The 8,282-nt window shown below is 67.5% G+C and carries 9 protein-coding genes; 8 read left to right on the forward strand and 1 reads right to left on the reverse strand.

All coding sequences use genetic code 11. The annotated features are described in order from the left end of the window. The 5 genes from sucB to ACRDU5_RS09270 all read left to right on the forward strand — a co-directional run. Nucleotides 1–1,764: 2-oxoglutarate dehydrogenase, E2 component, dihydrolipoamide succinyltransferase (gene sucB / locus ACRDU5_RS09250; protein ID WP_526614183.1), on the forward strand; the 1,764-nt coding region annotated here is incomplete at its 5' end. A 4-nt stretch (nt 1,765–1,768) separates the two neighbouring features. Next, complete coding sequence (locus ACRDU5_RS09255) at nt 1,769–2,680, forward strand: TIGR01777 family oxidoreductase (protein WP_526614184.1); 912 nt, start codon at nt 1,769–1,771, stop codon at nt 2,678–2,680. A 290-nt stretch (nt 2,681–2,970) separates the two neighbouring features. After that, complete coding sequence (gene lipB, locus ACRDU5_RS09260; protein ID WP_526614190.1) at nt 2,971–3,645, forward strand: lipoyl(octanoyl) transferase LipB; 675 nt, start codon at nt 2,971–2,973, stop codon at nt 3,643–3,645. Continuing rightward, nucleotides 3,642–4,583, forward strand: a complete 942-nt coding sequence (gene lipA, locus ACRDU5_RS09265) for a lipoyl synthase (protein WP_526614185.1) — start codon at nt 3,642–3,644, stop codon at nt 4,581–4,583. The genes lipB and lipA overlap by 4 nt, the downstream gene beginning before the upstream one ends. Before the next feature lie 4 nt (nt 4,584–4,587). Beyond that, entirely contained in the window at nt 4,588–5,340 is a 753-nt protein-coding gene (locus ACRDU5_RS09270; RefSeq protein ID WP_526614186.1) for a DUF4191 family protein, read from the forward strand. On the opposite strand, the gene ACRDU5_RS09275 is transcribed toward ACRDU5_RS09270, so the two are convergent. Beyond that, nucleotides 5,337–5,813, reverse strand: a complete 477-nt coding sequence (locus ACRDU5_RS09275; protein ID WP_526614187.1) for an RDD family protein — start codon at nt 5,811–5,813, stop codon at nt 5,337–5,339. The two genes, ACRDU5_RS09270 and ACRDU5_RS09275, sit on opposite strands and share 4 nt — an antisense overlap. A 148-nt stretch (nt 5,814–5,961) precedes the next feature. Between ACRDU5_RS09275 and glnA the strand changes: the two genes are divergently transcribed. The 3 genes from glnA to ACRDU5_RS09290 form a co-directional block, all read left to right on the forward strand. Next, nucleotides 5,962–7,398: a type I glutamate--ammonia ligase gene (gene glnA / locus ACRDU5_RS09280; protein WP_526614188.1), complete on the forward strand. Its 1,437-nt coding sequence runs from the start codon at nt 5,962–5,964 to the stop codon at nt 7,396–7,398. 75 nt (nt 7,399–7,473) lie between these two features. Then, nucleotides 7,474–7,965 (forward strand): DoxX family protein, encoded by a 492-nt coding sequence (locus tag ACRDU5_RS09285; protein WP_526614189.1) that lies wholly within the window; start codon nt 7,474–7,476, stop codon nt 7,963–7,965. Nucleotides 7,966–8,017: 52 nt separating this feature from the next. Next, a partial coding sequence (locus tag ACRDU5_RS09290) for an asparaginase domain-containing protein (RefSeq protein ID WP_526614191.1) occupies nt 8,018–8,282 on the forward strand: 265 nt, incomplete at its 3' end.

Consider the following 8,282-nt stretch of genomic DNA (forward strand, 5'->3'; position numbering starts at 1 on the left):
GCACTCGGCGAGAGCGTCACCGAGGGGACCGTCACCCGTTGGCTCAAGCAAGAGGGCGACACGGTCGAGCTGGACGAACCGCTGCTCGAGGTCTCCACCGACAAGGTCGACACCGAAATCCCGTCCCCCGCTGCGGGCGTGCTGACCAAGATCGTCGCGCAGGAAGACGACACGGTTGAGGTGGGCGGCGACCTCGCCGTGATCGGGGACGAGGGTGAAACCGCCGAGGGCGACGGCGAAGCGCAGGCCGAGAAACCGGCAGAGGAGGAGAAACCGGCCGAAGAAGAGCAACCCGCCGAGCAGGAGAAGCCAGCCGAGGAGCCCGCCGCTCAACCGGAGCCGGCCGCGGAAGAGAAAGAAGAGGAGCCCGAGGCCAAGCCCGAGTCTGCCGGCGGTGAAGCCACCCCGGTGCTGATGCCCGAGCTGGGCGAGTCGGTCACCGAGGGCACGGTGACGCGCTGGCTGAAGAAGGTCGGCGACAGCGTCGAGGTCGACGAGCCGCTGGTCGAGGTGTCCACCGACAAGGTCGACACCGAGATCCCGTCGCCGGTGGCCGGCACGCTGGTCAGCATCACGGCCGAAGAGGACGACACGGTGTCCGTCGGCGGCGAGCTGGCCAAGATCGGCTACGCCGGCGCCGCGCCCGCCGAAAAGCCGGAACCCAAGGAAGAGCCGAAGGAAGAACCGAAAGAGGAGCCCAAGGAAGAGGCGGAGGAGGCGAAGGAAGAGCCCAAAGTGGAAGCGAAGCCGGAGCCCGAGCCAAAAGAGGAAGCCAAACCCGAAGCGAAGCCGGAACCCACGCCGGAACCCGCGGCGGAAGCCCCGTCCGACGGCGCTCCCTATGTGACCCCGCTGGTGCGAAAACTGGCCAGCGAGAACGACATCGACCTTGCGACGGTAGAGGGCACCGGTGTCGGTGGGCGCATCCGCAAGCAAGACGTGCTGGCCGCGGCGGAAGCCAAGAAGGCCCCCGCCGAGGAGCCGGCCGCCGCAGAGGCGCCAGCCAAGAAAGAGGCGGAACCCGCCCCCGCGCTGGCCCACTTGCGCGGCACCACCCAGAAGGCCAGCCGCATCCGGCAGATCACTGCCAAGAAGACACGCGAATCACTGCAGGCCACAGCGCAATTGACGCAGACCCACGAGGTCGACATGACAAAGATCGTGGCGCTGCGGGCGCGGGCGAAGGACAAATTCGCCGAGCGCGAGGGCGTCAACCTGACGTACCTGCCGTTCATTGCGCGCGCGGTCATCGACGCGTTGAAGATGCACCCGAACGTCAACGCCAGCTACAACGAGGAAACCAAGGAGATCACCTATTACGACGCCGAGCACCTCGGGTTCGCCGTCGACACCGAACAGGGCTTGCTGTCGCCGGTGATACACAATGCCGGTGACCTGTCGCTGGCCGGACTCGCGCGCGCCATCGCCGACATCGCGGCCCGGGCCCGGTCGGGAGACCTGCGGCCCGACGAGCTGTCCGGTGGGACGTTCACCATCACCAACATCGGCAGCCAGGGCGCGCTCTTCGACACCCCGATCCTGGTGCCGCCCCAGGCGTCGATGCTGGGCACCGGTGCGATCGTCAAACGTCCCCGGGTGGTCGTCGACGAGACCGGTAACGAGTCGATCGGCGTGCGCTCGGTCTGCTATCTCCCGCTGACCTACGACCACCGGCTCATCGACGGCGCGGACGCCGGACGATTCCTGACCACCATCAAACGGCGACTCGAAGAGGGCGCATTCGAGGCAGACCTGGGGCTCTGACCCCGTGACCAACGGTGCCATCGCGATCGCGGGGTCCTCGGGTCTCATCGGCTCGGCGCTGGTTTCGGCGTTGCGGGCCGCCGACCACCGGGTGCTGCGCATCGTCCGCCGGGCGCCGTCGAACTCCGACGAGCTGTTCTGGAATCCCGACACCGGCGAGTTCGACGCGAACGCGTTGCGCGGGGTGGGCGCCGCGGTGAACATGTGCGGGGTCAACGTCGGTGCCAGGCGGTGGTCCGGGGCGTTCAAGCAGAGCCTGCGGGACAGTCGAATCGAGCCGACCGAAGTGCTGTCGGCCGCCGTCGTGGAGGCCGGCGTACCGGTTCTGATCAACGCCAGTGCGGTCGGCTATTACGGCAACACCGGCGGCCGGACCGCCGACGAAACCGCGCCGCTGGGCGACGGGTTTCTCGCCCAACTGTGCCGAGACTGGGAGGCCGCAACGGCGCCGGCGCGCCACGGCGGCGTGCGCGTCGTGCTGGCCCGAACCGGCCTGGTGCTCTCCCCGGGCGGCGGGATGCTGGGCCGACTGCGGCCCCTGTTCTCGCTCGGGCTCGGCGCGCGGCTGGGCAACGGCCGCCAGTACATGCCGTGGATCAGCCTCGAGGACGAGGTGCGGGCGCTGCTGTTCGCGATCTTCCACGACGAGCTGGCCGGCCCGGTGAACTTCACCGGACCCGGCCCGGTCACCAACGCCGAGTTCACCGCGGCGATGGGCCGAGCGGTGAACCGGCCGACTCCGCTGCTGATGCCCGCCTTCGTGCTGCGCACGCTGCTGGGCGAGTTCGCCGACGAAGGGCTGCTCGGCGGGCAGCGCGCCGTCCCGGCCGCGCTGGAACGCCACGGATTCGGCTTCCACCACAACACCATCAACGAAGCACTGGCCTACGCGACGAGCCCGCGTGACAACCACTAGTTCGGAACATCGATGAATGCCAATCCCGCGACCGCTACGGGAGCGGTTTTGGCCATAAGGCGCGGCGTCGGGAAGGTGTGACACGCACGCGACCAGAGGATCGCGTCGTGAGAGCTACCAACCAGACCGCGCCCCACCGCCAGCGGGCGACGGGTAGCCGACACCAGCCAGGGATGCCAGGAACCAAATCTCGCCCGCCCGGCCGGACAAGAACACGACTATCGGGCCGGGCAACCGTTACCCCGGCAACGGCCAACCACGGCCGACAACATCAGTAGCGGTACCGTCGAATCGTGAGTTCCATCCGGTCGGCCACCACACCGATCGACGTGCGGCAGCTGGGCACGATCGACTATCACACCGCATGGCAGCTGCAGCGCGAGCTTCTCGATGCCCGCGTCGCGGGCGGTCCGGACACGCTACTGCTGCTGCAACATCCGTCGGTCTACACCGCCGGCCGGCGCACACTGCCCGAGGAGCGTCCGGCGGACGGCACCCCCGTCGTAGACACCGATCGCGGCGGCAAGATCACGTGGCACGGCCCGGGCCAGTTGGTCGGCTATCCCATCGTCGGGCTGGCCGAACCGCTGGATGTGGTGAATTTCGTTCGGCGACTTGAGGAATCGTTGATCCGCGTGTGCGCCGATCTGGGTCTGGAAGCCGGACGGGTGGCGGGCCGGTCGGGTGTGTGGGTGACCGGCGACGACAGCAGGCCCGCGCGAAAGGTCGGTGCGATCGGGATCCGGGTGTCACGCGCGACGACCCTGCACGGGTTCGCGCTGAACTGCGACTGCGACCTGGGCGCGTTCTCCCCCATTGTGCCGTGCGGGATTTCCGACGCCGGCGTGACATCGCTGACCGCCGAACTCGGTCGCCGGGTCGGCGTCGACGACGTAATAGAGCGCGCCGCCGCCGCCGTGTGCGACGCGCTGGACGGCCGGCTACGGGTAGCGTTGAAGACGTGACCATCGCCCCGGAAGGCCGCAAGCTGCTGCGATTGGAAGTCCGCAACGCGCAGACACCGATCGAGCACAAGCCGCCGTGGATCAAGACCCGGATGCGGACGGGCCCGGAGTACACGCAACTGAAGAGCCTGGTCCGGCGGGAAGGCCTGCACACCGTCTGCGAGGAAGCCGGCTGCCCCAACATCTACGAGTGCTGGGAGGACCGCGAGGCGACGTTCTTGATCGGCGGCGACCAGTGCACGCGGCGCTGCGACTTCTGCCAGATCGACACCGGCAAGCCGGCCGAGCTCGACCGCGACGAGCCCCGCCGGGTCGCCGAGAGCGTGGCGGCGATGGGACTGCGCTACTCCACCGTCACCGGCGTCGCCCGCGACGACCTGCCCGACGGCGGGGCGTGGCTGTATGCCGAGACCGTGCGCTATATCCGCAAACTCAACCCGGACACCGGTGTGGAGTTGCTGATTCCCGACTTCAACGGCGAGCCCGCGCTGCTCGAGCAGGTCTTCGAGTCACGGCCAGAAGTATTGGCGCACAACGTCGAAACCGTGCCGCGCATCTTCAAGCGCATCCGTCCGGCCTTCCGCTATGACCGCAGCCTTGCGGTGCTCACCGCCGCCCGCGACTACGGGCTGGTCACCAAGTCCAACCTGATCCTCGGCATGGGTGAGACGCCCGACGAGGTGCGCACGGCGCTTACCGATCTGCTCGACGCCGGCTGCGACATCGTCACCATCACCCAGTACCTGCGGCCATCGGCCCGCCATCACCCGGTTGAGCGCTGGGTGGACCCCGACGAATTCGTCGAGCACGCCCGGTTCGCCGAGCAGCTCGGCTTCGCCGGGGTGCTGGCCGGACCGCTGGTGCGGTCGTCGTACCGGGCGGGTCGGCTGTACGCGCAGGCAGTCGGCTTGAGGGCTTCGGGCACACCCGTATCCTGAAGCCATGGCGAAGACCCGCAACCCCGCCGCCGCGAAGGCCGCCAAATCCGAGGCCAAGGCCACCCGAAAGGCCGCCTCCAAGCAGCGCCGCGGCCAGCTCTGGCAGGCTTTCCAGATTCAGCGCAAGGAAGACAAACGGCTGCTGCCGTACATGATCGGCGCGTTTGTGCTGATCGTGGCCGCCTCGGTGGTCGCCGGAATCTTCGCCGGCGGCTTCACGACCTACATGATGATCCCGCTGGGCGTGGTGCTCGGCGCGCTGGTGGCCTTCATCATCTTCGGCCGCCGCGCGCAGAAATCGGTCTATCGCAAGGCGGAGGGTCAGGCCGGTGCGGCGGCGTGGGCGCTGGAGAACATGCGCGGCAAGTGGCGGGTGACCCCGGGTGTCGCCGCCACCGGCCACCTCGACGCCGTGCACCGGGTGATCGGCCGGCCCGGCGTGATCTTCGTCGGCGAAGGGTCGCCGGCGCGGGTGAAACCGCTGCTGGCCCAGGAAAAGAAGCGCACCGCCCGGCTGGTCGGCGAGGTGCCGATCTATGACGTCGTGATCGGCACCGGCGATGGCGAAGTGCCGCTGGGAAAGCTGGAACGGCACCTGAGCCGGCTGCCCGCCAACATCACCGTCAAGCAGATGGACTCGCTGGAATCGCGGCTGGGGGCACTGGGATCGAAGGTCGGGCCGGCGGCGATGCCCAAGGGTCCGATGCCCACCGCCGCCAAGATGCGCGGCATGCAGCGGACGGTGCGCAGGCGCTAACGCCTTACGACGGCGGTATTCGTCAACCGGTCGTGCAATCCGCGCAGGTCGGTGTCGGTGATCAGCGGCGGTATCACCAGCGCGATCAGTAGCCCGCGCACCAGCGCGCGGCCCAACCCGACGTGCAGCCTGTTGTCGACGGGCACCACGATGAGGCCGAGCGCGTACTGGCCCGGGGTGAAGCCGAAAAGCCGAACAGATGCCGCGCCCAGCACGAACCAGATGACCAGCACGGCCGTGGACAGCATTTGCAGCGTGACCAGCCCGACCGTCATGGCCAGGGCCGCCAGTCCGTAGGCGATCAGCCAGTCGACGAACAGCGCCGCAATGCGCCGGCCCATCCGTGCCAGGGATCGCGGTCCGTTCTCCGGCAGGCCGAGGCGCTGGCCGGGATAGTCGTTGGGTCCTTGGTCGGCGGTCCCCGATTCTGACGGCTCGGGCCCGGACAGCCAGGACCCAGTTGTGCGGGCCATACTGTCAGGATAGGCGGGCACCAACCGGCCCGATCACGGCCGCTGCGGCGGAATGGCGTAACTTCGGCGCAACATGCGGTTGACTGCCGTGCAACATCGTGTCCATAGCGTCACCCGCGGGTTCAACCAGATATAAGGAGAGTGCTCAGTGGCAGATATGACGCCCGATGACGTCTTCAAGCTCGCCAAGGACGAGGACGTCCGCTACATCGACGTGCGGTTCTGCGATCTACCCGGCGTCATGCAACACTTCACCATCCCGGCGTCGGCCTTCGACGAGACCGTGTTCGAAAATGGGATCGCGTTCGACGGCTCATCGATCCGCGGCTTCCAACAGATCCACGAGTCCGACATGATCCTGCTGCCAGACCCGGACACCGCGCAGGTTGACCCGTTCCGCGAAGCCAAGACGCTCAACCTGAACTTCTTCGTGCACGATCCGTTCACCCTCGAGGCGTACTCCCGCGACCCGCGCAACATCGCGCGCAAGGCCGAGAAATACCTGGAAAGCACCGGCATCGCCGACACCGCCTACTTCGGCGCCGAGGCCGAGTTCTACATCTTCGACTCGGTCGCGTTCGACTCGCGGGCCAACGGCTCGTTCTATGAGGTCGACGCTGTCGGGGGTTGGTGGAACACCGGCAACGCGACCGAACCCGACGGCAGCCCGAACCGCGGCTACAAGACCCGCCACAAGGGCGGTTACTTCCCGGTGGCGCCCAACGACCAGTACGTCGACCTGCGCGACAAGATGTTGACGAACCTGATCAACGCCGGCTTCGTCCTGGAAAAGGGCCACCACGAGGTGGGCAGCGGCGGGCAGGCCGAGATCAACTACCAATACAACACGCTGTTGCACGCGGCCGACGATCAGCAGCTGTACAAGTACATCATCAAGAACACCGCGTGGCACAACGGCAAAACCGTCACGTTCATGCCGAAACCGCTGTTCGAGGACAACGGTTCGGGCATGCACACGCACCAGTCGCTGTGGAAGGACGGCACCCCGCTGTTCTACGACGAGTCGGGCTACGCCGGCCTGTCGGACATGGCCCGCCACTACATCGGCGGCCTGCTGCACCACGCGCCGTCGCTGCTGGCGTTCACCAACCCGACAATGAACTCGTACAAGCGGCTGGTACCCGGCTACGAGGCGCCGATCAACCTGGTCTACAGCCAGCGCAATCGGTCGGCGTGCGTCCGCATCCCGGTCACCGGCACGAATCCGAAGGCAAAGCGGCTGGAGTTCCGCTGCCCCGACTCGTCGGGCAACCCGTACCTGGCGTTTGCGGCCGAGATGATGGCCGGCCTCGACGGGATCAAGAAAAAGCTCGAGCCCCAGTCGCCGGTCGACAAGGATCTCTACGAGCTGCCGCCCGACGAGGCCGCGAGCATCCCGCAGACGCCGACGGCGCTGTCGGCGGTGATCGACCGGCTGGAGGAGGACCACGACTACCTCACCGAGGGCGGCGTGTTCACCGAGGATCTGATCGAGACCTGGATCTCGTACAAACGCGAGGAGGAGATTCTGCCGGTGCAGATCCGTCCGCACCCGTACGAGTTTGCTCTGTACTTCGACGTATAGATAGCACTGCGCAGTGGGCCGGGCGAGTTCGTTTCGCCCGGCCCATTTGTGCTTTCGGCGCGTTAGGGTCAGTCCATGACTGCCAATGTGGACGCTCGTCTCGCAAGTTATTCCTCGCCCGTTCTGAGTATTTTCCGCATCATCTTCGGTCTGCTTTTCACGCTGCACGGCTCGATGAAGCTGTTCGGCTGGCCGCTCGGAGAAGCCATTCCCTTCGGCACCTGGCCGGGATGGTGGGCAGGCGTGATCGAATTCGTCACCGGCCTGCTGATCCTCGTCGGGCTCGGCACCCGCATCGCCGCGATTATCGCCGCCGGTGAGATGGCCGTGGCCTACTTCTGGATGCACTGGCCGCCGCTGGAGGGTCCGTCCGCGAGCTTCTGGCCGTTCGATCAGCAGCTCGGCGGCAATGGCGGCGAGCTGGCCATCATGTACTGCTTCGCGTTCCTGCTGCTGGCCACCACCGGTGCGGGGGCCTGGTCCGTCGATGCCCGACGGCGAGGCAGGGTTGCCACCGCCACATCGGGAGCGCCCGCCCGGCGGTTCGGCCGCTTCCGGCGCAGCTAGCCGCATGACCGCCATCCGTATGGTGCTGCTCGCAGCGCTGCTGCTGGCGAGCATGCTCTCCCCGGCGCGCTCGGGCGCCGATCCGCCGAACGCGCGCCTGGTGGTGATCACCACCGGTGGAACGATCGCCACCAGCACCGACCCCAGCGGTGTCCGCCGGCCGACGGTCGGCGGCGCCGAATTGGCCGCGGGCCTGGACGTCGACATCGTGGACCTGATGAAGAAAGACAGCTCGCAGCTGACACCGGCCGACTGGGACGCGATCGGAGCGGCGGCCAAGAAGGCGGTTGCGGACGGGGCCGACGGGGTTGTGATCA

This window comes from Mycobacterium sp. (assembly GCF_050701515.1).
GTDB lineage: Bacteria > Actinomycetota > Actinomycetes > Mycobacteriales > Mycobacteriaceae > Mycobacterium.